Source organism: Nonomuraea turcica, assembly GCF_030718205.1.
Taxonomy (GTDB): domain Bacteria; phylum Actinomycetota; class Actinomycetes; order Streptosporangiales; family Streptosporangiaceae; genus Nonomuraea.
Genome location: NZ_JAUZQF010000016.1, coordinates 273,654 through 294,030, shown reverse-complemented (window position 1 = coordinate 294,030; position 20,377 = coordinate 273,654). Strand labels below are relative to the sequence as shown.

Sequence of the window (20,377 nt, the reverse complement as noted above, 5' to 3'; positions counted from 1 at the left end):
CCTCACCTGGCGAACGTACTCGACCCCAGCCCCGCCAAAGAGATCGACCATGAGGAACAGGGATCGCATGATCCGGCCGGCGCTTATCGCAGGCTTCCTGGCGTGCGTAGGCTTCGGCATTTGGTCGAGTACGTGGGGTACCGACAGCGCCTCACCTCACGCGAAAGCTGACTCGATACCGGCGCCTCACCTGAGCATTGCTGGGCGTTCCGTCGTGCTCACCCCACCGTCGACGCCCACGCCCGCATCCCGGGCGCTGCCTACGGAGATGCCCCGCTCAAGTCCTGAAGTGGCGAAGCGTGAGGCGATATCGTCCGAGAACCGTCATCGACCAGCGGCTTCGGCTGCGCCGCGCCAGCGTCATAAGAACATCCCCGCGCCACCGCGCAGGAAGACCAGGATTCCCAATGATCGGGCGATATCAACCAGAAGCCAAGAGCCGAAAGATGACGCAAGGAAGCGGCCAGTCTCATTGATCGGCGCGAAGTGCGACGACTTGTTCCCGCCTTCTCAACGCGAGTTTCGCATTCGTAACCAAGCCTGCCATCGGCTCTACGAGTAGTGTCGAAGTTCTAGTTCCGGCCCTGATGTATAAGACATCAGCTATCGCTGGAGCCCCATGCATGCATGAATGTAAAGAATCTATCGCCTAATCGAAGCTGGCAATCCAATCATCGATGAACTTCTTCGCCTCGTCGGCGAGGACGACATCCTTCCTAGGTGCGGGCGCGAGACTCTCGGTAATCAATTCAGGCGATACGGGCTCCCCTGCAACGACGAGGTAGCACCCCAGGCCGTCACTCATCTGACGTGCCATCGAGGAGACGAACGCATTGCGACGGAACCTGTTACACAGCAGCAGCAAGTTCTGTTGCTCCAGCTCTGTTCTCAGCAGCCTCAAGGCATCTTCGAAGTCGATCGACGAATGGATAACGATAGGCGAGGCATTCGCCCGGTTGAGCCGTAGCTCGTACCTCTCCCCATCGGTATGTGTCGTCACCTGGCATGGCAGCAGGGATTCGTCGGCCAGATTGACCAACTCGAGATTATGCATGCTCACCTCGGCACGTAGTTAGGGTTCGGGACCCAGGCGTCGTCGGCGCTCCCGTACTTGCCCGGCTTCCAGGCTCCTCTGATCTGCGATGGTTCGATCCGTTTGAACACGACCTCCTGCTCTCCTATGAGGTGTTTGAAGCCCGGGCCGTACTTCACTTCCATGCCGTTTCCGCGGTCATCGATCTCAAAGATGTATCCCTTGTTCCTGATGGCGAACCCTCTGGACACGGTCTTGCTCTTCGAGGCGGCGATCAGACCGTTCTCACCCGAGAGGTGATCTTCGATGCTCATGTCAGGGTTGCGTGCGGTCATACCGTTCTCGAAGATTCGGTCCAATGCCCGGCCGTCTCCCCGGAACAACGGTGGCGCCTCCTTCCCCTTAAGCTCGAAGCGCTGCCCGTAGGGTTTGAGATCGGCCGTCGGCTTGGGGTTTATCACGTTCTTGGCTGCCTTGCCCAGGGCTCCCATTGCCTTGGCGGTGCCTGAGACTGCGCCGCTGGATCCGGCCGTGGTGATGGCTGCCACGATGTCCGGGATGAGGCGGCCGAACGCTCGCTCGGGATTGGACGTCCACGTATCCCAGTCCAATGCCGCCTTGAAGAACTCGGTGGGGTTCTGGACGCCGTAGATGAGGGATTGGGCCAGATCGCTCATGCTGCGTTGCCAGCCCATGAAGTCGACGATTGCCCGGTTGGGGGAGTAGTCGATCACCATCTTCCCCAGGCCGGCCACGCTCTCCACCGCGCCCTTGGCGGCTTCTGTCAGCCCGTCGCCGGAGTTCAGGTTCGGGTCGAAGGTGGCCTGGATCTGCTGGCCGACACGGTCCCAAAAGCCACCTGTCGTGGGCAGGACCGCTCCGGGGGCGAAGTAAGCGTCGTCGACGGAGATCGGTGGCTTGCCTGCGCCGAAGAGCTCCGGCTTCTCCAGCTCCATGCGCTCCAGCAGCACCAGCCGCTTGTTGATCTCAGGGCCCTGGGTTCCAGCCCAGGCCGCTACGCGGCGGATGGTGTCGGCCGAGGTGGGCAACAGCCACGCTCCGCGCAGTATGTTCCATAATTCCTCGCCGATGGAGTCCAGCGATGATTCAGCCTGGCGCAGTGCGTCTTTCAGGCTGCGGACTCCCTCGGGGACCATGCCCTCCAACTGGCCCATGGCTTAGCCGGGGCTGTCGGCCGGCGTACGGGCTAGCAAGGCCCGGAGTTCGTCTACCGCACCCGCGCACGCCCCGATCAGGGCTTGGCGTTGAGCGGTCAGTTCGTCGGCGAAGCGCTGAGCAGCCGGGCCGGTCCAGATGTTCTGCGCCATGAGTGCGACCGCACGGTCGAGACCGGGCCTGGCTTGATCGGTGAGTCGCTCGGCTCGGCGTAATGCCTGTTCCACTTGCTCCCGGGTCATACTGACTCCTTGGGTGCGACGATCAGGTTTGAGACCAAGACGTGAGGCCCATTGGACGTGGCTTCACCTACCGCGGCAACCGAATCGCCGGGATTGGTCTGAAGTGTCGGATGGTGCGACGCCAGCCCGCGACACGCAGCGGCTACAGTGAGGACCTGCTTGTCCAGGCCCTGCTCATCGGCGCACTCGGGAGTGGCCACCGCTGCGTCGCAGCCGGCGCACCTGATTGAGGCATTGGAGCCCCTTCAAAAAGGAGATATTGCGCACTATTGTGCATCTCCTGCCTCATCCGGATCATGTGATTTCTGCCGAAACGGGGACCGAATGGCCAGGGGGAGTTCGGGTTGCGGGTCATCGCTTCTTGTGATCTCGGGCGCAGGGGCGTACCTGGCCTTACTGCGCGGTGTCGCCGGTACCGGCGGCCTCCCCGCCGTATTTGGGCTGCTCGTTGTGACCGGCGTAGGCGTAGGCCTGTTCTTCGGCGTGCGGGAATGGAATCGCGCCATGATGCGGCGAGAACAAGCGGCCCGTCAGTTGGCGGCTGAGCGTGAACACGTCCGGCGCACGGTGGACATGGTGCTGGACCCGTCGCTGACTGCGGAGGAACAACTCCTCATCATCGACGGGTTCATCCCCCGTCTCCGTGCGCGTGGTGGGACCGACCCACAGCTGTGGCAGCTACGTGACCGACTCGTCGTCGTAAACGATCTGACGCCCAAGGCCAGGACGCTCCTCGATCGCGTCAGGAAAGCCGTGTGGACGATTCATGGTTCACGCGTCAAGCAGTTGAAGCTGCTGGATGACATCGCAAATGACATCATTCTGCCTCGCGAGATCTGGGAGATCGCCCATCTGCTGCTCACACAGAGCCTGCTGGCCAAGCGTCAGCAGGAGGCCCGCCGCGCCGTGGTGGCAACACCCGAATTCGAGGCAGTCCTGGCGCCGCAGGAAGCGGCGCTGCGGCGCTCGATTAACGCGACTATGGAGCGTGTAGTCATCGTGGAGGAGTACGCCCGGCGCGTTCAGGAAGCCGATGCTGCCCTCCTCGCACAGGAGATGTTGGGAGATAACGACCAGTATTGGGACCTGCTGGCGCGTACCGACGATGTTGAGGGCATGCGGCATCTGACCTACCAGGCAGTCGCGGCAAGCGAAGTCCTCGCGAAGAGTGTCAGGGACGCGATCGAGGTGGGCCAGATGCTCATTCCCCCAGAGTCCACGCGATGAATGCCATCGGCGTGAAGAACCCCTCACCCGCTCGGGGCTGGGGCAGCGAGACGGGCAAGGCTGAGGCGTTCTCGATTGGTGGGCCGCACAACGGGGCCTGAGACGGCCGAGTGCCTGAGGGCACCTCCGGATGCGAATGACAAACGCGACTGTAGAGCCGCAGAGCCGTTACGACCTGGGGAAACACCATCAAGATCATCCCGACCATATCCCCGGATCATGGTCCTATGGCTGCATAGGGATGCTCTCGGCTGCTCATCAGGGCCCATCAAGCAAAAGACCTGCGGCAGGAAAACCGCAGGTCAGAGGCCAAAATGCCTGGTCGAGATGAGTGCCCCCGGCAGGATTCGAACCTGCGGCACCCGCTTTAGGAGAGCGGTGCTCTATCCCCTGAGCTACGGAGGCGGACTCTCGTAAGCCTAGCGAAAGTCTGGCACTGCGTGGGACGTAGGTCTGGGAAGAGTTTGGCGGGGTGGGTTATGGGTGCTCTGAGCTGCGGTAAAGGCATGACAAGTGATCAGATTAGTGAGCGTCCACCGTGGATACCGTCTGCCTGTGACCAGGAGGCGGTGCAGGCAGGTGCGGCGGCGGCCCGTTGTGTTGTTCGGGGCGTTGCTGGCGCCGGCGATCCTTGCCGGCGGATTGCTGGTGGGCCAGGCGCGGGGGCTTGAGGATGGTGTCGTGTCCGCTGGCACGGCGGGTGGCGGCGGTGGGAGGGGGCTGGCGTTTGGGCCGAGGCTCGTGCCTGCGCCGGCTGGTCCTGATCGTGTGTACGAAGCTGTTGTGCCGGCGCCGGTGAGGGTGGTGGCGAAGGAGCCTCGGGGTGGGGTCGAGGATGTCGCGGCCGATCCTGGTCCGCCGCCTGCTGGCGAAGAGCCCTATACGCCTGCTCCTGTGCAGCCCTGGGATGGGTGTCCGGCGGCGTGGGTGGACACCTGGTTGTGGGAGCTGTGCCGGGCGGAGGAGCAAGTAGGCACTCTGGGGTTTGCCGACAGTTTCATGCCCGGGCTTTGAGGTTGCTGGGTTAGCCCTCTTGGTCGGCTGCTGTGGGTCCCGGGGGGATGGCGGTGGGAAGGTGCACGCTTGGTACGGCGCACGGTCCGCCGGGTGCAGGGATGAGGGGGCCATTCTTGGGGGCGGGTGGGTGGTTGCGCCGGTCCGGAAGCGAGGGCTCCAGGTGATGGGCTGGGGTGGCGTTATGGCTGGTTGTGGGGGGTGGTTGTGGAAAGTGGGCTTTTTGTCTCATAACAGCTCCCCGGAGTTCGGTCCGGACACTCTGGGGGCTGTAGTAACGTGCGTGCCTGACCCAGGTAACGAGTTTGCATACGGAGGAGTCGAACGTGCCAGCCCCTCGATCAGTGGGTCTGATCGCGGTCGTCATGGCGGTGGTGGCTTCTCTTTTGGTGCCTGCTGCGGCGGGTCAGGCTCAAGCTCAGGTTCGGGGCTCGGCCGATCGGCAGGCACGTGCTCAGGAACTGCGGGATCCGAACGACCTTAGAGAGCTCAGGAAAGAGGCTGAGCGGTCGGCCAAGGAGCTCGAAGAGGCCACCAAGGCTCTGGAGAACCGGCGGAGCACGATCGCGGCCTCCGAGAAGGAGCTCAAGACCAAGCTGACCGCGCTGCAGGAGTTGGAGCGACGGCTCACGGTGATGCGGCAGCCCGTGTCGCAGATGGTCGAGTTGTTGTACGAGCAGCCGATCGCGGCAGGAGGGGTCCTGCCGTTCATGGCCGAGGGGGCGGATGAGGGGACCCTGCGGGCCTTGTCCGATGCCACCCAGATGGTCGCCGTGCGGCAGCAGGCTGTTGAGCAGACCAGTGCGCTCTACAAGGAGACCGAGCGGCTGGCGGCCGAGGCTCAGGAACTCCGGGCCGGCAACCTGCTGGCGGAGGCCCAGTTGGCGGCCGAGGTCGATACGTTGCGGCAGCGGTCGGACAAGATCGTGAAGTCGTTGACCGCGGCCTTGGTGAAGCTGGGTATCAAGATCGACAAAGTGGGGCGGGCGGCGCTGGGGTGCGATCCGTTGCGGGCGGCGACGGCTGGGGACTTTCCCAACGGGCTCATCCCCAAGGGCATGCTCTGTCCGTTGCAGCAGAAGGGGTTCAGCCTGCGGGCTGACGCCACCATCGCGTTCGTCAGCTTGAACGAGGCCTATCGCAAGCGGTTCGGGAAGCCCATTTGCGTTACCGACGCCTATCGGAGCCTGGCTGCGCAGCAGTCCATTTACTATCGGCGGCCGGGGTTCGCCGCCGTGCCGGGGCGGAGTAACCACGGGCTGGGGCTGGCTGTGGACCTGTGTGGTGGGGTGGAGAGATCGGGCTCCAGCGAGTTCGTGTGGATGGAGCGGAACTCCAAGAAGTATGGGTGGTTCCATCCGTCGTGGGCCTACAGCAGCCCGTTCGAGCCGTGGCATTGGGAGTATGACCCCAAGATGGATTCGCTGCTCTAGCAGTCATCGCTGGTAGCTCCGTCTCTCTGGCGTCCTCGAGCTCTTCGATTGCTGGTTGTCAGGGTGCCGTGATGATGGTGATCGAGAGGCGGGCGCTTGCTTGGGCGGCGGCCAGTTCTGCTGCTTGGGTCGGGGTGGTCGCCAGGACGACGAGGGCACCGTGGCTTTCGTCTTCTTGCCGGTCTGCGGCTGTTATCACTCTTACGTCTTCTGCGATGGTGCGGGCCGGGTGGGTGTCCTCCCGGGCTGCCAGGACGTTGATCCTGGAGCCGGGGGAGAGGAGTTTCGCCGCTTCCGGGTCGGAGATGCGTACGGGAGTGGCGACCATGCCTGGTGAGAGGCGGTAGGAGTCCAGCAGGCGGGCGTCCGTCAAGGGCTCGCCTCTGCGCATGGGGGAGGTCAGGTAGCGGCCGGCCGCGGCCGTTGTTGTGCGTACGGCGCCGTCTGGGACGTGGTTGATCGGGACCGGGTGGAGGTCTGACGGGGTCAGGGGGCCGGGGAGGAGGTCGCGGGTCGCCACCAGGACCGTGGTGGGTGGGGATGGGCGGGTGGCGAGATAGGCGGATAGGACGGCTATGGCGGCGAGCGTGGCCGCCGCGAGGCGGCGGCGACGGCCGTAGCGGTTGAGCCAGGATTGGATCACGGTAGGTCGAAGGGGAGCTTGAGGCCGTCGAGGGTCGAGCCGCAGGGGCACGTGCGCTCTTCGGGCAGGGCTTGCACGGTCTCCGACACCAGCGTGCGCATGCGGGTGACGTTTTGGGCGAAGAACTCGAGGACCTCGTCATGCGTCACGCCCTGGCCCGCCTCCACCCCGGCGTCGTGGTCGGTCACCAGGCAGAGCGACGTGTAACACAGGGCCAGCTCGCGGGCCAGGACCGCCTCGGGGAAACCGGTCATGCCGACGATCGACCAGCCGTTGCCCGCGAACCACTGCGACTCTGCCCGGGTGGAGAAGCGCGGGCCCTCGATGACCACCAGCGTGCCGCCGTCGACGGTTTCCCAGTCGCCTGTGCGGGCTGCTCCTACGGCCACCGCTCGGCCCGACGGGCAGTAAGGGTCGGCGAACGCGACGTGGACGGCGCCGTCTATGTCGTAATAGGTCTGGACGCGGCCTGAGGTGCGATCTACCAATTGGTCGGGGATGACCATGGCGCCCGGGCCGTATTCGGCTTGCAGGGAGCCTACGGCGCTCGGCGCGAGCACTTGACGGACGCCGAGCGAGCGTAGAGCCCAGAGGTTGGCGCGGTAGGGGATGCGGTGCGGCGGGAAACGGTGATCTCGGCCGTGGCGGGGGATGAAAGCGACGGAACGGGAGCCGATGCGTCCGACCGTGACGACGTCGCTGGGAGGGCCGTAGGGGGTGGCTAGCTCGATTTCCTCGGCATCGTCGAGGAGCGAGTAGAAGCCTGAGCCTCCGATGACACCTATGTCTGCGCGAGTGACCATGGCGCTGAGAGTAGTCGGATGGGGGCTGGGTGTGGGTCGGCCGAACGCTGTTCTGTGGATAACTCCGAGCGCTCCGGGTCCCCAGTGCCACGTGCCCAGGCGATCGCAGCTGGCGACCTACCCCGGGGCGCCACGGCTAGTGCCAGACGACGTCGTCGAGGAAGGTTTCGATGGCCGTCAGCACCTGGCCGAGGACCTCGCCGGATCCGCGCAGCGGCCCCGGCACCATCATGCCGTGGTCGGCGTCCGTGACCTCCAGCACGTGTGGTGTCAGCTCCCGCGCCAGCGCCCCGTCCCAGTATTCGTCTGCGGTGCCGCCCACCAGGAGGAACGGCTCCGTGGCTCGGCTCAGCGCCTCTGCGCACGCGGGCTTCGTCAGCAAGGGCGTCAGCCAGACGGCCGGAAGGGCGCGGGCGGCGGCGACGCCGGCGCCGTACGAACCGAGTGACTTGCCGATCAGCACAGGCGTGGGGGAGGAGGGCAGCTTCTCCACGACGGATGTCACCTGATCGTGGACCCAGGGCCAGTTGTCCACCATGGGGCGGTCTTCCGGCGGCGTCCACCAGATCAGTTCCAGCTTGGCGCCCCGCCGGGCGGCGACCGCGCTCGCGTAGGCCAGGAGGCCTGCGTACGGGCCGCCCCTGCCGCCGGGGATGATCACGGCTTGCCGGTCCGGCACTCCCTCTCCCATCTCGGAAAGGGGGCCGCTCAGTTGGAGGCGGCGGCGGGAGCCGGGGTAGTGGTGGAGGAGCTGGAGGAGTCCGAGGAGGACTTGCTCTCCGACGACTTCGACCCGTTGGAGGACGACCCGTTGGAGGACGACCCGTTGGAGGACGCGGTCGACGAGGGGGACGACGTGCGGTTGTCGGTCCGGTAGAAGCCCGAGCCCTTGAACACGATGCCCACCGCGGAGAACACCTTCCGCAGGTTGCCCTGGCAGGCCGGGCACACCGTCAACGCGTCGTCGCTGAACTTCTGAACGACCTCGAGCGGCTCACCGCAGTCGTTGCAGGCGTACTGGTAAGTCGGCACGCGGCTCCTCCTTCAGAGTCTGGCACTCCGGCGTTGCGACTGCTAATGGTAACCGATTAGGTCAAACGCCTATTCCAATCCCCGCTCTCCGTACCAGCCGGCCAGCTTGCCGCTGCGGCTGACCGCCCGCAGGCGGCGTTCGACCTGGTCGCGGCACGAGGCGGTGGTGACGATGAGGAGCTGGTCGTTCACCCTGACCCGGGTGGTGCTGGCGGGCACGAACGATTTGGACTCGCGGACGATCAGCGTCACCTGGGCGCCGGCCGGCAGGCGCAGCTCGAAGATCTCCACGCCGTGCAGGCGCGAGCCGGGCGGCACGCGGACCTGCAGCAGGTCCGCCTTGAGCTCCTCCAGCGGCGCGGCCTCCACCGCGAGATCGTGTGCCTCGCCGGGGGCGCCCACTCTGAGCAGCCGGGCCGCGAACGGCAGCGTCGGCCCCTGGAGCAGGGTGAACACGATGACGATCACGAAGACCTGGTTGAAGATCTCCTTGGAGTAGTCGACGTCGGCTGCCCAGGGGATGGTCGCGAGCACGATCGGGATCGCGCCCCGCAACCCGGCCCAGGACAGGAACGCCTGCTCGCGCCAGCTCACCCAGCCCAGTCGCAACGCCCACGACAGCATGGAGCTCGCCAGTACGGAGAGCGGGCGGGCCAGGAGCACCAGGACGGTGCCGGTGATCAGGCCGGGTACGACGGCCGACGGCATCTCCTTGGGGCTGGCCAGCAGACCCAGCATGACGAACAGCCCGATTTGCGCCAGCCAGGCGGCGCCCTCCGCGAAACCCCTGGTCGCCGCCCGGTGCGGCAGCCGCGAGTTGCCCAGGATCAGCGCCGACAGGTAGACGGCCAGGAAGCCGGAGCCGTGCAGCAGCACCGCGCCGCCGTACGAGACGAAGGTGAGCGCGAGGACGGCGATGGGGTAGAGGCCGGAGGCGGGGAGAGCGACGCGGCGCAGGGCGTACGCGCCCGCCGGGCCGACGGCGAGGCCGATCGCCGCGCCGATGATCAGCTCGACGGAGGTCTCGAGGAGGAACGTTCCCAACGTCGGTGATGAGTTCGACGCCCCGCTGAGCAGCACTACGGCGATCACGGTCGGGGCGTCGTTGAAGCCGGACTCCGCCTCCAGGGCGCCGGCCAGCCGCGGCGGCAGCGGCAGCCGCCGCAGGACGGAGAAGACGGCCGCCGCGTCCGTGGAGGCCAGCACCGCGCCGAGGATCAGCGCCGCGTTCGGGCCGAGGCCGAGCAGTCCCTGTGCGGCCAGCGCCACCACGACGATGCTGACCGTCACGCCCACGGTCGCCAGCACCAGGGCCAAGGGGACCGAACGCCGCACGTGGGACCAGTTGGTGGTGAGTCCGCCCTCGGCCAGGATCACGGCCAGCGCGGTCAGGCCGATTTGCTGCGCCACGTGCGGGTTGTCGAAAAGGATCCCGAACCCGGATTCCCCCAGGAGCAGACCGAAGCCCAGGTACACGAGCAGACTGGGCAGACCCATGCGATGCGCGACGCGTACGGACGCAATGGCCGCGATGACGATGACAGCACCAAGAAGGAGCCAGATCTCAAGCGTCATCTGGCCCCCTCTCGTACTTTCGTTCACATAAGACTAGTGAGTCCCGCTGGTGTCATGGCATAGCGGACTCGTCGATCGTGCGGCTCCGCGGGGATGCCGTCGATCAGCTCGCCATCGTGCAGCAAAGCCACCGTTGGCACGTTCGGGCCGACCCTGGCCAGGGCACGATCGTACGAGCCGCCGCCGCGGCCGAGGCGCACCCCCGTGTGTCGGTCGACCGCCAGCGCGGGCACGATCACCAACGCGGCCGTGCGGATGGCGTCGACGCCGCGGCGTGCGTCGACCGGCTCCATGATCCCGAAGCGTCCCGGCGCCAGTGTGTCCGGCCCGTCGTACACTGCCCAATCCAGGTCATAGTCGTCACGCAGGACGGGAAGGATCACCGTGGCGCCGTGTTTCCACAGAGCGAACACGAGCCCGTGCGTATCCGGCTCCACCCCCGTCGACCAGTAGCAGGCCACCAGGCCGGCCATCTGGACCCACGGCTGCTCGAGCAGCGTTTCGCGGACCTTGATGGCGTTTGCCCGCAACTGCTCGGGGGAGAGTGAGCTACGCGCCGCGTTCAGCTCGCGGCGCAGGTTCAACTTGTCCACAGGTCCCTCCACTAGGGTCTACTCATGGCTGACTTTGACCCTGTGACGAAAGCCGTCGTGCCCGCCGCGGGTCTGGGCACCCGGTTCCTCCCGGCGACCAAGGCGACACCCAAGGAGATGTTGCCCATCGTCGACAAGCCCGCGATCCAGTATGTCGTCGAGGAGGCCGCCTCCGCCGGGCTGCTCGATGTGCTCATGGTCACCGGCAAGAACAAGCGCTCCATCGAGGACCACTTCGACCGCGCGTTCGAGCTCGAGGAGGCCCTGGAGGCGAAGGGCGACGAGCACCGGCTGTCCCAGGTCCGTGAGCCCGCCTCGCTGGCGACGCTCCACTATGTGCGGCAGGGCGAGCCGAAGGGGCTCGGCCACGCGGTGTTGTGCGCCAAGCAGCACGTCGGTGACCACCCGTTCGCCTGCCTGCTCGGCGACGACTTGATCGACTACCGCGACCCGCTGCTCAAACGCATGATAGAGGTGCGCGACACATTCGGTGGCAGCGTGATCGCGCTGATGGAGGTGCCCAAGGAGCAGGTCTCGCTGTACGGCGTCGCGACCATCGAGGCCACCGCCGAGGACGACGTCGTGCGGGTGACCGATCTGGTGGAGAAGCCGCCGGTCGACGAGGCGCCGTCCAATTGGGCCATCATCGGGCGTTATGTGATCGATCCCGCGGTGTTCGAGGTGCTGGAGGACACTCCGCCGGGGCGCGGGGGCGAGATCCAGCTCACCGACGCGCTGCGCACGCTCGCGGCGCGCGGCTCCCATGAGGGCGGCCCCGTGCACGGGGTGCTGTTCAGGGGGCGGCGGTACGACACTGGAGACAAGCTGGATTACTTGCGGACCGTGGTGAAGTTCGCGGCGGATCGGGAGGATCTGGCCGGTGATTTCGTGCCGTGGTTGCGGGAGTTCCTCGATGAAATCGGTTGACGCGCATCTGGCCGAGATCCTGGCCACCGTGCGTCCTCTGGCGCCGCTGGAGCTCGAGCTGGAGCAGGCGCTGGGGGCGACGCTGGCCGAGGAGGTGTCGTCGCCGGTGCCGCTGCCGCCGTTCGACAACTCGGCCATGGACGGCTATGCCGTGCGGGCGGCGGATATCACCGACCTTCCGGTGAGGTTGCCGGTGATCGACGACGTGGCGGCCGGGTCGCATGAGCTGCGGGCCGTGGGGCCGGGGCACGCCGTACGCATCATGACCGGGGCTCCCGTCCCGGCCGGCGCCGATGCCGTGGTGCCGGTGGAGTGGACGGACGGGGGGACGGTCACGGTGACGATCGACCGCCCCGTGCAGGAAGGCAACGCGATCCGCCGGGCGGGGGAGGACGTGCAGGCCGGCGAGGTCGTGCTCAAGACCGGCACGGTGATCGGGGCGGCGCAGCTGGGGATCATCGCCGGGGTGGGGCGGCGGCGGGTGCTGGCGCGGCCGCGGCCTCGGGTCGTCGTCATCTCCACCGGCGCCGAGCTGGTGGAGCCGGGCGGGCAGCTGGCGCCCGGGCAGATCTGGGATTCCAACAGCTTCACGTTGACGGCCGCGGTGCGGGAGACGGGCGCGGAGGGGTTCCGCGCGGGCTCCGTCGGGGACGATCCCGCCGTGCTGCTCGACCGGCTCGACACCCACCTGGTGCGGGCCGATGCGATCATCACCAGCGGCGGGGTGTCGATGGGGGCCTACGAGCCGGTCAAGGAGGCTCTGTCGCCGCTGGGCACCGTACGTTTCGAGAAGGTCGCCATGCAGCCGGGGATGCCGCAGGGGTTCGGCGTCCTGGGTGAGGACGAGGTGCCGATCTTCGCCCTGCCCGGCAATCCGGTGTCGTCTTATGTCTCTTTCGTGCTGTTCGTACGTCCTGCGCTCGCCAAGATGCGCGGGCTGCCCAGTGGCTTGCCGGAAGCGGTGACCGCCTACGTCACCGGCCCGCTGCGCTCGCCCGCGGGGCGGCGGTCCTACCTGCGGGGCGTGCTCGCCTCCGACGGCACCGTGTCGCCGGTGCACGGGCAGGGCTCGCATCAGCTGGCCGCCCTGGCCTTGGCGAACGCGCTGATCGTGGTGCCCGAGGACGTGACCGAGGTGCCCGGTGGCGCCGAGGTGGAGGTGATCCGGCTGTGAGAGGGCGAAGCGGGCACAGCAGCATGCTCACCGGACCGGCGAGGAGGGGTCTATGAGCGAGCTGACGCACATCGACGAAACGGGCGCCGCGCGCATGGTGGACGTGTCCGCCAAGGACGTGTCGGCGCGTAGTGCCGTGGCCACCGGCCGGGTGCTGCTGTCCGCCGAGGTGGTCGCGTTGCTGCGGTCGGGGGAGGTGCCCAAGGGTGACGCGCTGGGGGTGGCGCGGATCGCGGGGATCATGGGGGCGAAGCGAACTCCTGATCTCATCCCGCTCTGCCATCCGATCGCGTTGCACGGGGTGAAGGTCACGCTGGACGTCGAGGACTGGGGCGTGGCGATCACGTGCCGGGTGAAGACGGCCGACCGCACCGGCGTGGAGATGGAGGCGCTGACGGCGGTCTCGGTCGCGGCGCTGGCCCTGATCGACATGGTCAAGGCGGTGGATCCGGGCGCGGTGATCACCGACGTGCGGGTGGAGGAGAAGCTGGGCGGGAAGACCGGCCGCTGGACGAGGGAGCCGGAGGGCTGATGCGGGCACTGGTGATCACCGTGTCGAACCGGGCGTCCGCCGGGATTTATGCCGATAAATCAGGACCGTTGCTGGTCGAGTTGCTCCGCGACGACGCCGGGTGCGAGGTCGTCGACGGCCCGCTGGTGGTGCCGGACGGTGACCCCGTCGAGGCGGCGCTGCGCAAGGGGCTGGCGGACGGCTACGACGTCATCGTGACCACCGGGGGGACCGGGCTGACGCCGATGGATCTGACGCCGGAGATCACCGCCCGGGTGATTTCCCGGGAAGTTCCCGGCATCGCCGAGGCGATCAGGATGGCGAACCGCGACAAGGTGCCGACCTCCGTCCTGTCCCGTGGGCTGGCCGGTCAGGCAGGCAACACCTTGATCGTGAATTTGCCCGGATCGTCCGGTGGCGTACGCGATGGCGTGGCCGTACTCGCCCCGATCCTGCGGCACGCGGTCGACCAGATCCAGGGCGGCGATCACCCGCGCTGACCGTGATTCGGTGCGCACGTGGCGACATCATGCCCGATGGGGGGATGATGAGAGATGTGGATCGACTTCGTGGCTGGCCGGCGGCCCTCAACGAAGGCCCGGTAGGCCTCCGGCCGCTGCGGCTGAGCGACGTACGCGTGTGGCGCGAGACCAGGCTGCGCAATGCGGACTGGCTGCGCCCCTGGGAGCCGAGCAATCCTGAGACGCCCCTGTTCAGGACCGGGCTCGGCCCCTACATCTCCATGGTCGGCACCCTGCGGCGCGAGGCCAGGCAAGGGCTGGCGCTGCCGTGGGTGGTCACGTACGAGGGGCGCTTCGCGGGCCAGCTGACCGTGGGCGCGATCGTGTGGGGATCCGCCCGATCTGCCCAGGTCGGATACTGGATCGACGGCGCCCTGGCCGGCCGGGGGATCACCCCCACCGCCCTCGCCATGGCCGTCGACCATTGCTTCTTCACCACCGGATTGCATCGGCTGGAGGCGAACATCCGCCCCGAGAACCAAGCCAGCCGTAGGGTGGTTGAGAAGCTCGGATTCAGGGAAGAAGGCATTCGGCGTCGCCAACTCCACATCGACGGAGCCTGGCGCGACCACATTTGCTACGCGTTGACCGTCGAGGACGTGCCCGGCGGGCTGCTCGTGCAGTGGCGTCGCGCCCGCGAGTCGGCCGCTCGCGGGGGGTCTCCTGTCGAAGAGGTTTGACGATCTCGCGACACACCGCACCGAATGCTCGTCAATCAGAACACGCGGTCTTACGGTGCGTGACGTGAGCACATTGAAGACGCAACGAACCCACATGCGTCTTCGTGCTGCCCTCATACGGAGGTGGCCGTGAGCAGCGTCCTCCTCTACCTCGCCATTGTCGTCATGTGGCTGTGCGTCCTCATCCCGATGTGGCTGCGCAAGGACAAGACGAACCTCGCCGAGCTGGCCGAGCTCGAGGAGTACTACACCGGCGAGCACCAACTGCCCGACCTCGACAACCTCGAGCCCTCGTCCGTGGAGGGCTCCGATGAGGACGAGGGCGCGCCGCCGCCGCCGTCGTCGTCGGAGGCCGAGAAGGTCGACGTTCGCCGGTTCCGGCTGCGGCGCCGCGCCATCATCGTCGCCCGCCGGCGCCGGCTGCTGTTCTTCACCACGCTGCTGGTGCTGGCCTCGGTCGTCACGGCCGCGGTCCAGATGATCCCGTGGTGGGGGGTCGCGCCGTCCGTGGTCATCATGCTGGCGTACATGGGGTTCCTGCGGGTCGCCGTACAGGTGGACAGTGAACGCCGGGTACGGGCTCGCCAGGCGCGCGCTGAGCGACTGCGGCGGGCCCGCGAGCGCCGCCTGGTCGTCGAAGAGCCGCCGGCCGAGGTGATCGATCTTACGTCGCTGCACCAGGACGTCCTGTTCGACCAGTACGCCGAGCCGCCCAGGCGGGCGGTGGGGGACTGAAACGGTGGCGCGAGGACCCTCAAAGGTTTGCTAATCTGGTCGAGTCCTTGGGGATGTAGCGCAGTCCGGTAGCGCACTTCGTTCGCATCGAAGGGGTCAGGGGTTCGAATCCCCTCATCTCCACCAGGAAGTTGCAGGTAACAAGGGGTTTCGGAGTTGATCCGGAGCCCCTTTTCCCTTGTCTGGGAGTCGATGGGAGCCAATCGGGGAGCCATCTCACTCGGACTCTCTACCCGTGTTGGCTGTCGCCGAAGATGGTGTTCATGGTCTGGGCACCCTTGGTGATCACGGGCCTAAGTTGGTGTCGGTACACGGCTTCCGTGACGCTGGTGCCCGCGTGCCCGACGAGATCGGCGATGGTCTCGATGGGTACGCCCTGGTCACTCATGATGGAGACGAACGAGTGACGCAGTTTGCCGGGACTCCAGGCGGTTCCGATCCCCGCTTCTTTGGTGATCTTGCGGAATGCCCGTCGGACGTTGGATGCGTCCAGTTGGGTGCCGGCTCGTGCAGAACGCCAGGTTGTGATCTTGCCATGCCTCGCCTGCCTTGAGCTTGGTGGCGGCTTGGCTGACGTGGTGCTGCCGGACGCGGACGATTACGGATCGGTACCAGGATCGAGTTTGATCGAGGCACTCTCAACAACGATGAAGACATCTGGGTGATGAACGCCGACGGCTCAGGGGAGAGCCAGGTGACCAGCCCCCCTTCAACGCTGATCCCTACTGGTCTCCGGACGGCGCCAAGGTCGTGATCGAGAGCGGCCCCAACGATCCCAACAACAACTTCTGGAACATCTTCGTGATGAACCCGACGGCACCGATCGGGTCAACCTCACCAACGACACCATGACGCAAAACCAGCATCCCGCCTGGTCTCCTGACGGTGCCAAGATCCTCTGGGACACCAACCGCGGTGGCGGCACCTGCCAGATCTGGGTGATGAACACCAACGGCACTGGCCAGAGGCAGTTGACCAACGACCCTAACTCCAACTCCCGCGATCCCGACCAACAGAGATTGATAACGCCCTCGCTGACGATCAGCGAGCTTCCTGCAGAGGGCTTCACCCAGGGTCGCCACCGCCAGCGCCAAGTCCAGCAAGGCCGCCAGCACCAAGGCCAGAGCCAGAGCCAGAAGATGAGCCTGCGGCTGGAGCGATCACTTCGCGGGGCAGAACAGCGATTTGAGGGCGTTGGTGATGCGCGGCGGTACGGTGCCGCGCTCGGCATCGTCCATGACCAGGGTCAGGGACACGGCGAACTGCACGCGGCCGTCGGATGAGGTGAGGGTCGCGGCGGTAAAGCCGGGGGCGCTGCCTCCGCCCCCGGCGGCGAACTCGGGGTTGCCGGAGCACGGGCCGCCCGCAGGCGGCGACGGCTGGCCGGGCGGCGGATCGGTGATCACTTTGGTCAGGGACGCCGGCAGCAGCTTGCCCTGGCGGAAGGCGCGCTGGAAGGCACTCATCTCGCGTGCGGTGGAGATCACGCCGCCGGCACCGAGCATGGTGGTGGCGTTGATCTTGTCGGCATCGCGCATCGTGCCCGTCTCGTCCGGAGCGTAGCCGTGCCCGTGCGGGCCCTTGATGCCCTCGGTCGCCTTCGTGGGCAGGTAGGTATGGCGCATGCCGAGCGGGGCGAAGAGCCTCCGGTTGAGTTCGGCCGCCAGTGACCTTCTGGACAGTTTCTCGATGATCATGCCGAGCAGGATGTAGTTGGTGTTGGAGTAGTTGAAGCTCCCGACTTCCACGGGCCGGGCGTTCTTGCGTGAGGCCGCCAGCAGGTCGGTCGGGCGGTAGTTACGCATGGGGTCAGAGGTGTCCGGGCCGATGTAGTCGGGGATGCCCGAGGTCAGCTGGATCAGATTGCGTACCGTGATCTCGTCGGCCCGCTCCACCAGGTCCTTCTCCGCCACCTGCGGCAGGACCTCGCTGAGTTTGTCGTCCAGGCTCAGCTTGCCTTCCTTGACCAGTTGCAGCACCGCGGTGGCGGTCATGGTCTTGGTCTGCGAGCCGATCCGGTAGCGGGCGGTCGACGGGATCGCGCCGCCCTTGCCGTCGAGCAGGCGGGACCCGGCTGATCCCTTCCCGACCCGCTTACCGTCCACGTACACCTCGCCGATGGCTCCCACCACGTGGCCCGTCTTCACCAAGTCTTCCATCGCCTTCTGCACATCCCCGACCTTGACGAGGGCGGCAGTTGTCGAGGCCGTGGCGGGCGGGGCCGCGCTCAAGACCAGCGCCGCGCACGCCAGCGAGGCTGCGCCAGTGAACGTCGCTCGACGCAGAATCATCAAGTCTCCCTCTTCCAAGTCCGAATACTCCGCTGTCGAGCCACAAGTTCTAACGAGGGCAGCGTTTCCTCGGCGTTAACCGTGTAGGGCCAGGTGGCTCTGCACGGAGCCCAGAGCACAGGTGCGGACCTTGGCCCTCCGCTCCCGCACTCTGGGAAACGATCAGCGCTACCCCGGGAAGCGATCTTCTCGACGCAGGGATCGCGCACCTCCGCGGACCGGATCGAATCACCCGGCTCGGCGATGTAGCGGAGGCCGTGGCGGTAGGCGTGGTCGACGTTGTCGCGGAAAGGCGGCGGCCCGCTCCCCGGCAAGAGGATCAGCGCGGCGACGGCACGACGGACAGCTCGCAGGCGTAGGAGTCAGCCGGCGCGCTCAGCACCCAGACGATCATCGCCGCCAGCGTCTGCGGCCGGATGCACAGCTCGGGATCATACGGGCGCCCGTAGGCGTTCGTGACCTCCCCCAGCAGGAGGTCGCCGTCGCTGCGGAATAGACCGTGGTGACACGTATCCCATGGGCGGCCTCCTCCTCACGCAGAGTCGGCCAACCCCGCAGCGCCGCCTTGCTGGCGACGAACGCCGACCAGCGGGGGACACCGGTCATCCCGGGCGAGGCGTTGACAAAGATCACATGCCCCCTGGACCGCCGCAACGCGGGCAACATCAGCCGCACCAGCTCGGCGGCGGAGGCCACGTTCACCGCCAGTGTCCGCCGCCACATCTCCGGGGGGCTCGGCGATGGCTTCGACGGGAGAGATTCCCGGGCAATGCACCAGCAGGAAAAGCGTCCTCGTCCACGACGGCGATGTAGCCGTAGCAGGGCGGGCCGTGCCGGTAGCCGTCGGCGGCATGCTGCCGCTGGCCGCGCATCGACTGCAGGAAGTACGGCTGCCGCGCGGCAATCAACGCGGTGAGTTCCCCGGACGGGGCCGCCAGGTTCAGGCTCTGAAACTGTAGGCGCGCTCGACGTGGGCGATCCGAATGTCGTAGTACTCGTACCAGCGCTCGCGTCCGAGCCGTTGCGCCTCCAGGTGCTCGACGTCGGCCTGCCAACTGGCGATCGACTCGGCGTCGGCGTAATAGATAACCGTCAGTTCGTGGCCATCGGCTCTGGCGACGGACTCGCGGCCCAGGTAGCCCGGCCACTTGGTGCCGAGCTCGACCATCCGGGCCGCCATCTCGTCATACCCCTCTAGGCCCGTGTCCTTCAGCTTCTGAGCGATGATTACCGCATAGTAGGGGGGTGTAATAGGCGTCATGCCCATATGCTACTGACGGTTCCCCGTTCGGCGCTCGCGTCGCACTCGCTCGGGTTCGGCTCGACCACCGTTTCTCTTCGGGTGGGACTACCTCGGGGCAGGCCCCGCCGTGCTCCGGCGGCTCAGTGAGGGAGCGCGTGTCTACAGCGCCTGGTGGAACGTCAACGCCAACAATCTGCTGAGCTTCGCGGCCGGAGGCGAGCTCATCTTGACGATCGACGCGCTCTTCCCCGGGCGGCAGGAACACCATGTCGGCCTAACTCGATGGCGCGAGCTGCAGGCGATGACGGACTTCTTCGCCAAGCCCGCGTCCGCGGACCTCAACGAGGACGAGGACGACCTCGATGACCGCGCCGACTACGACTGGAGGGCCGCCCGCCTCGCAGTCATCGACCGCACCACCGGGGCGCGGCTGCCCGGCGAGTGGCTGGAGCAGCCGCATCCCTACGTGAGGTCCGCATGCCCGACGCGACCCGCTGACCCCTGAACGGTCAGCGCCCGGGCTGCGTACTCGGGAAGCGATCTTCTCAACCCCACTTGCGCCCCAGACCAGCCGAGCCGTACTCGTGAACGCCCCGATACCGAAGGCGTCGGCTGTGCCTCCATCAGAAACACGATGGGTTTCGAGGGATCATGCGACGTGTTGGTCGGAAAGTTCGGCCAGGTCGTCAATGGTGAGGCGAAGTCCGTCTGCGGCGATGTTGCCAGTCAGGTGGTCGAGCGAGCTGGTGCCGGGGATGGCCAGTGTCACCGGTGACGTCGCGAGTAGCCAGGCCAGGGCGACTTGTGCGGGCGTGGCCTGGTGGCGGGCGGCGACGCTTGTGATGCGGGCCGTGTCGAGCCGGGCTCTGCCGCCGCCGAGTGGAGAGTACGGCACGTAGGCGATGCCGTCCTGTTCGCACCGTGCGAGAACCTCGGCGTCGCTTCGATCGTAAATGTGGAACTGGTTTTGCACCGCGGCGACCGGGGCGATGGACCGTGCCTCGGCGAGCTGGGTCTCGTCGATGTGGCTGACGCCGAGGTGCCGGATCAGCCCCTCGTGGCGCAGGTCCGCGAGGACCGTGAAGCGTTCGCCGAGTGATTCGCCGCCGGCGTTGCCCATGCCGCCCACGCGCAGGTAGACCAGGTCGAGGTGGTCCTGGCCGAGGCGGCGCAGGTCCTGTTCGACCAGACCGCGCAGTTGAGCGGCGGCGGCCTCGCCGGGGGAGCTAACTTTGGTGGCGATCACCAGGTCTTTCGGATACGGCGACAACGCTTGCCGGATCAGCTCGTGCGCATGGAGGTCACCGAACCCGTAGGTGCCTGCGGTGTCGATGTGGTTCACCCCGAGCTCCACGGCACGGCGCAGCACCGCAACGGCCGCCTCGGGATCGCGAATGGAGCCGCCGAGGGCGAGCCGCATCGCGCCGAAGCCCAGCCGGTTGACCCGCAGGTCGCCACCCAGCAGGAAGGTATTGGCCGCGATCATGTTCACGTTCATGCTCCTTCGTGTCGTGCTGACCCGGT

Annotated in this window: 22 protein-coding genes, 2 tRNA genes and 1 pseudogene; 10 read left to right on the top strand and 15 right to left on the bottom strand. The window is 66.8% G+C overall.

What is annotated here, in order from left to right:
- Positions 1-649: 649 nt before the first annotated feature.
- Genes Q9G87_RS36910 through Q9G87_RS36900 form a run of 3 tightly spaced genes read right to left on the bottom strand, consistent with a single transcriptional unit; the run spans position 650 to position 2,451 of the window.
- Positions 650-1,054 carry a hypothetical protein gene (locus Q9G87_RS36910; RefSeq protein ID WP_305921201.1) on the bottom strand — a complete coding sequence of 135 codons (405 nt, stop codon included), beginning with the start codon at positions 1,052-1,054 and terminating at the stop codon, positions 650-652.
- A gap of 2 nt (positions 1,055-1,056) precedes the next feature.
- A complete protein-coding gene (locus Q9G87_RS36905) occupies positions 1,057-2,190 on the bottom strand; it encodes a scabin-related ADP-ribosyltransferase (RefSeq protein WP_305921200.1) in 1,134 nt (377 codons plus the stop codon).
- A gap of 21 nt (positions 2,191-2,211) precedes the next feature.
- Entirely contained in the window at positions 2,212-2,451 is a 240-nt protein-coding gene (locus tag Q9G87_RS36900; RefSeq protein WP_305921199.1) for a hypothetical protein, read from the bottom strand.
- 450 nt (positions 2,452-2,901) lie between these two features.
- Between Q9G87_RS36900 and Q9G87_RS36895 the strand changes: the two genes are divergently transcribed.
- Positions 2,902-3,678 carry a hypothetical protein gene (locus Q9G87_RS36895; protein WP_305921198.1) on the top strand — a complete coding sequence of 259 codons (777 nt, stop codon included), beginning with the start codon at positions 2,902-2,904 and terminating at the stop codon, positions 3,676-3,678.
- A 332-nt stretch (positions 3,679-4,010) separates the two neighbouring features.
- Here Q9G87_RS36895 and Q9G87_RS36890 read toward each other — a convergent pair.
- A tRNA-Arg gene (locus Q9G87_RS36890) sits at positions 4,011-4,083 on the bottom strand.
- 953 nt (positions 4,084-5,036) lie between these two features.
- Between Q9G87_RS36890 and Q9G87_RS36885 the strand changes: the two genes are divergently transcribed.
- On the top strand, positions 5,037-6,125 hold the full coding sequence (locus tag Q9G87_RS36885) for a D-alanyl-D-alanine carboxypeptidase family protein (RefSeq protein WP_305921197.1): 1,089 nt from the start codon (positions 5,037-5,039) through the stop codon (positions 6,123-6,125).
- Between the two features lie 58 nt (positions 6,126-6,183).
- Here Q9G87_RS36885 and cpaB read toward each other — a convergent pair whose 3' ends face one another.
- The 6 genes from cpaB to Q9G87_RS36855 all read right to left on the bottom strand — a co-directional run bounded on the left by cpaB (position 6,184) and on the right by Q9G87_RS36855 (position 10,771).
- Entirely contained in the window at positions 6,184-6,768 is a 585-nt protein-coding gene (gene cpaB, locus Q9G87_RS36880; protein WP_305921196.1) for a Flp pilus assembly protein CpaB, read from the bottom strand.
- Positions 6,765-7,571, bottom strand: a complete 807-nt coding sequence (locus Q9G87_RS36875; RefSeq protein ID WP_305921195.1) for an S-methyl-5'-thioadenosine phosphorylase — start codon at positions 7,569-7,571, stop codon at positions 6,765-6,767. Before Q9G87_RS36875 ends, cpaB begins: the two co-directional genes overlap by 4 nt.
- A gap of 136 nt (positions 7,572-7,707) precedes the next feature.
- Entirely contained in the window at positions 7,708-8,250 is a 543-nt protein-coding gene (locus Q9G87_RS36870; protein ID WP_305921194.1) for a hypothetical protein, read from the bottom strand.
- A 29-nt stretch (positions 8,251-8,279) separates the two neighbouring features.
- Positions 8,280-8,603, bottom strand: coding sequence for an FmdB family zinc ribbon protein (locus Q9G87_RS36865; protein ID WP_305921193.1), 324 nt, complete (start codon positions 8,601-8,603; stop codon positions 8,280-8,282).
- A 69-nt stretch (positions 8,604-8,672) separates the two neighbouring features.
- Complete coding sequence (locus tag Q9G87_RS36860; protein ID WP_305921192.1) at positions 8,673-10,178, bottom strand: potassium/proton antiporter; 1,506 nt, start codon at positions 10,176-10,178, stop codon at positions 8,673-8,675.
- Positions 10,179-10,201: 23 nt separating this feature from the next.
- On the bottom strand, positions 10,202-10,771 hold the full coding sequence (locus tag Q9G87_RS36855; protein ID WP_305921191.1) for a 5-formyltetrahydrofolate cyclo-ligase: 570 nt from the start codon (positions 10,769-10,771) through the stop codon (positions 10,202-10,204).
- A gap of 24 nt (positions 10,772-10,795) precedes the next feature.
- Between Q9G87_RS36855 and galU the strand changes: the two genes are divergently transcribed.
- From galU to Q9G87_RS36820, 7 genes are all read left to right on the top strand, one after another.
- Entirely contained in the window at positions 10,796-11,698 is a 903-nt protein-coding gene (gene galU, locus Q9G87_RS36850) for a UTP--glucose-1-phosphate uridylyltransferase GalU (protein WP_305921190.1), read from the top strand.
- Positions 11,685-12,872 (top strand): molybdotransferase-like divisome protein Glp, encoded by a 1,188-nt coding sequence (gene glp / locus Q9G87_RS36845; protein ID WP_305921189.1) that lies wholly within the window; start codon positions 11,685-11,687, stop codon positions 12,870-12,872. Before galU ends, glp begins: the two co-directional genes overlap by 14 nt.
- A gap of 52 nt (positions 12,873-12,924) precedes the next feature.
- Entirely contained in the window at positions 12,925-13,404 is a 480-nt protein-coding gene (gene moaC, locus Q9G87_RS36840; RefSeq protein WP_305921188.1) for a cyclic pyranopterin monophosphate synthase MoaC, read from the top strand.
- Positions 13,404-13,883 (top strand): MogA/MoaB family molybdenum cofactor biosynthesis protein, encoded by a 480-nt coding sequence (locus Q9G87_RS36835; protein WP_305921187.1) that lies wholly within the window; start codon positions 13,404-13,406, stop codon positions 13,881-13,883. The genes moaC and Q9G87_RS36835 overlap by 1 nt, the downstream gene beginning before the upstream one ends.
- Before the next feature lie 47 nt (positions 13,884-13,930).
- Complete coding sequence (locus Q9G87_RS36830) at positions 13,931-14,584, top strand: GNAT family N-acetyltransferase (protein WP_305921239.1); 654 nt, start codon at positions 13,931-13,933, stop codon at positions 14,582-14,584.
- Positions 14,585-14,713: 129 nt separating this feature from the next.
- Positions 14,714-15,319: a divisome protein SepX/GlpR gene (sepX, locus tag Q9G87_RS36825; protein ID WP_305921186.1), complete on the top strand. Its 606-nt coding sequence runs from the start codon at positions 14,714-14,716 to the stop codon at positions 15,317-15,319.
- Between the two features lie 49 nt (positions 15,320-15,368).
- Positions 15,369-15,445 (top strand) — tRNA-Ala (locus tag Q9G87_RS36820).
- Positions 15,446-15,548: 103 nt separating this feature from the next.
- Here Q9G87_RS36820 and Q9G87_RS36815 read toward each other — a convergent pair.
- From Q9G87_RS36815 to Q9G87_RS36800, 4 genes are all read right to left on the bottom strand, one after another.
- A complete protein-coding gene (locus Q9G87_RS36815) occupies positions 15,549-15,848 on the bottom strand; it encodes a tyrosine-type recombinase/integrase (protein ID WP_305921238.1) in 300 nt (99 codons plus the stop codon).
- Between the two features lie 631 nt (positions 15,849-16,479).
- Positions 16,480-17,610: a serine hydrolase domain-containing protein gene (locus Q9G87_RS36810; RefSeq protein ID WP_305921185.1), complete on the bottom strand. Its 1,131-nt coding sequence runs from the start codon at positions 17,608-17,610 to the stop codon at positions 16,480-16,482.
- Between the two features lie 390 nt (positions 17,611-18,000).
- Positions 18,001-18,333, bottom strand: a complete 333-nt coding sequence (locus Q9G87_RS36805) for an SDR family NAD(P)-dependent oxidoreductase (protein ID WP_305921184.1) — start codon at positions 18,331-18,333, stop codon at positions 18,001-18,003.
- A gap of 217 nt (positions 18,334-18,550) precedes the next feature.
- Positions 18,551-18,871, bottom strand: a complete 321-nt coding sequence (locus Q9G87_RS36800) for an antibiotic biosynthesis monooxygenase family protein (protein ID WP_305921183.1) — start codon at positions 18,869-18,871, stop codon at positions 18,551-18,553.
- Positions 18,872-18,968: 97 nt separating this feature from the next.
- On the opposite strand from Q9G87_RS36800, the pseudogene Q9G87_RS36795 reads away from it, so the two are divergent.
- Positions 18,969-19,358 (top strand): annotated as a pseudogene (locus Q9G87_RS36795) (DUF6461 domain-containing protein); the annotation flags it as partial.
- A 144-nt stretch (positions 19,359-19,502) separates the two neighbouring features.
- Here the strand turns inward: Q9G87_RS36795 and Q9G87_RS36790 are convergent.
- A complete protein-coding gene (locus Q9G87_RS36790; RefSeq protein WP_371825880.1) occupies positions 19,503-20,339 on the bottom strand; it encodes an aldo/keto reductase in 837 nt (278 codons plus the stop codon).
- Between the last annotated feature and the right edge of the window lie 38 nt (positions 20,340-20,377).

Excerpts from the sequence above, each read along its gene's own strand:
- Q9G87_RS36805 (WP_305921184.1), bottom strand. The coding sequence starts at position 18,333 with ATGTGGCGGCGGACACTGGCGGTGAACGTGGCCTCCGCCGCCGAGCTG.
- Q9G87_RS36900 (WP_305921199.1), bottom strand. The coding sequence starts at position 2,451 with ATGACCCGGGAGCAAGTGGAACAGGCATTACGCCGAGCCGAGCGACTC.
- Q9G87_RS36810 (WP_305921185.1), bottom strand. The coding sequence starts at position 17,610 with ATGATTCTGCGTCGAGCGACGTTCACTGGCGCAGCCTCGCTGGCGTGC.
- Q9G87_RS36860 (WP_305921192.1), bottom strand. The coding sequence starts at position 10,178 with ATGACGCTTGAGATCTGGCTCCTTCTTGGTGCTGTCATCGTCATCGCG.
- Q9G87_RS36800 (WP_305921183.1), bottom strand. The coding sequence starts at position 18,871 with ATGACGCCTATTACACCCCCCTACTATGCGGTAATCATCGCTCAGAAG.
- moaC (WP_305921188.1), top strand. The coding sequence starts at position 12,925 with ATGAGCGAGCTGACGCACATCGACGAAACGGGCGCCGCGCGCATGGTG.
- Q9G87_RS36790 (WP_371825880.1), bottom strand. The coding sequence starts at position 20,339 with ATGATCGCGGCCAATACCTTCCTGCTGGGTGGCGACCTGCGGGTCAAC.
- Q9G87_RS36905 (WP_305921200.1), bottom strand. The coding sequence starts at position 2,190 with ATGGTCCCCGAGGGAGTCCGCAGCCTGAAAGACGCACTGCGCCAGGCT.
- Q9G87_RS36835 (WP_305921187.1), top strand. The coding sequence starts at position 13,404 with ATGCGGGCACTGGTGATCACCGTGTCGAACCGGGCGTCCGCCGGGATT.
- Q9G87_RS36875 (WP_305921195.1), bottom strand. The coding sequence starts at position 7,571 with ATGGTCACTCGCGCAGACATAGGTGTCATCGGAGGCTCAGGCTTCTAC.
- Q9G87_RS36910 (WP_305921201.1), bottom strand. The coding sequence starts at position 1,054 with ATGCATAATCTCGAGTTGGTCAATCTGGCCGACGAATCCCTGCTGCCA.
- glp (WP_305921189.1), top strand. The coding sequence starts at position 11,685 with ATGAAATCGGTTGACGCGCATCTGGCCGAGATCCTGGCCACCGTGCGT.
- galU (WP_305921190.1), top strand. The coding sequence starts at position 10,796 with ATGGCTGACTTTGACCCTGTGACGAAAGCCGTCGTGCCCGCCGCGGGT.
- Q9G87_RS36830 (WP_305921239.1), top strand. The coding sequence starts at position 13,931 with ATGAGAGATGTGGATCGACTTCGTGGCTGGCCGGCGGCCCTCAACGAA.